Below are 1,338 nucleotides of genomic sequence, written 5' to 3' on the forward strand. Positions count from 1 at the left end.
GTTCTGGGCGGGCCTGCGGCCGATGATGCCCAATTCCGTGCCGGTCATCGGCCGGGCCCGCTACAAAAATCTCTATCTCGACACCGGCCACGGCCATGTCGGATGGACCATGGCCTGCGGCTCGGGCAAATTCCTCGCCGATCTCGTCGCCGGCCGAAAGCCCGAAATCGATCCACAGGGGCTGGTCTATGAAGATTAGGCAAGCGGATCCGTAGTTAGCCCCGCCCTTCGACCGCCGCACGCCAGGTGCTTGCATAATCCGTCAAGGCGGGGTCGACCGGCGGTTCTTGTCTCAAGCCCTTGCCATGCGCCTCAGCCTTGTCCGATGCCAGCAACGCGGCACCGATGCTGGTGCCGGTCGCGGCTTCGGAGGCGACGACGCTTCTGGCGGTCGCCGCCGCCAGCATGCCGACAAAGAGCCGGTTGCGGTCTAAAGGGCCTTCGACAATGGTCGGGCCGTCGGCGCCGATCAGATCGAGGCAGGTCGCCGTCATCAGCGCCAGATAGAAAGAGATGGCGGCAAAGCGCTGGCCGCTGTTCATGCCGTCAGCGTTGAGCCACGCCGCCGCATGATGCGGGAACGGTCCCGACCCCTGTTGTGTCGATGGCAGCAGCAGCGTCCTTTTTGCCAGCACGGCCCCGACATCGTCTTCGGTCCAGTTCTCCGGCTGATCATCCGTCAGCACGGAAAATTCGCGGCCGCCCATGAAGCGCGCCGATGGCACGGGATCGCCCAGCGCGTTGACGTTGACCAGCGTATCACGCGCCGGGTCGAGCGCCACCGATCTGCCGCTGACCGACATCGACACCACCCAGGTGCCGGTCGAGACGACGCTGAAAGGCGGCGCGTCGGCGAGAAGATGCGGCAACAGCGAGGCGTTGGAATCGTGCAGGCCGCAGAACACAGGCGTCCGCGGATCGAGCCCCGTTCGCTCGGCAAGCGCCGGCAGGAGCGGGCCGAGCCGGTCCCTTGCCGGCCGCACCGGCGCCATCAACGCGCGCCAACCGAGGCGGTCGATCATCGCCGAGAAATCCGCTTTCCACGGGTTCCACAGATCGGTGTGGCAGCCGAGCGAGGTCACCTCGTTGGCGGCGATGCCGGTCAGCCGCAGCGCCCAATATTGGGGATACATCAACATCGCCGTTGCCCTGGCGAATTCCGTCGGAAAGCGCTTCTGCTGCCAGAAGAATTGCGCGCCGAGATTGAGGCCGAGCGGCAGCCGCGGCGTGCCGGTTTCAGCGAAGGGCGGACGGATCGCGTCATACTCGGCCGCGAGTTCCTCCGGGCCGGCGAACTGGTGTTGCCCGTGCTCGACTACGAATTCGACGGCCCGGAGG

At 66.1% G+C, this 1,338-nt stretch carries 2 protein-coding genes; one reads left to right on the top strand and one right to left on the bottom strand.

Annotated elements, in window-relative coordinates:
- On the top strand, positions 1-199 hold a 199-nt coding region (locus tag FJ980_RS32095; protein ID WP_140547502.1), incomplete at its 5' end, for an FAD-dependent oxidoreductase.
- A 16-nt stretch (positions 200-215) separates the two neighbouring features.
- On the opposite strand, the gene FJ980_RS32100 is transcribed toward FJ980_RS32095, so the two are convergent.
- A partial coding sequence (locus FJ980_RS32100) for an FGGY family carbohydrate kinase (RefSeq protein WP_140547503.1) occupies positions 216-1,338 on the bottom strand: 1,123 nt, incomplete at its 5' end.

The sequence above is a fragment of the Mesorhizobium sp. B1-1-5 genome, from assembly GCF_006443065.1.
GTDB lineage: Bacteria > Pseudomonadota > Alphaproteobacteria > Rhizobiales > Rhizobiaceae > Mesorhizobium.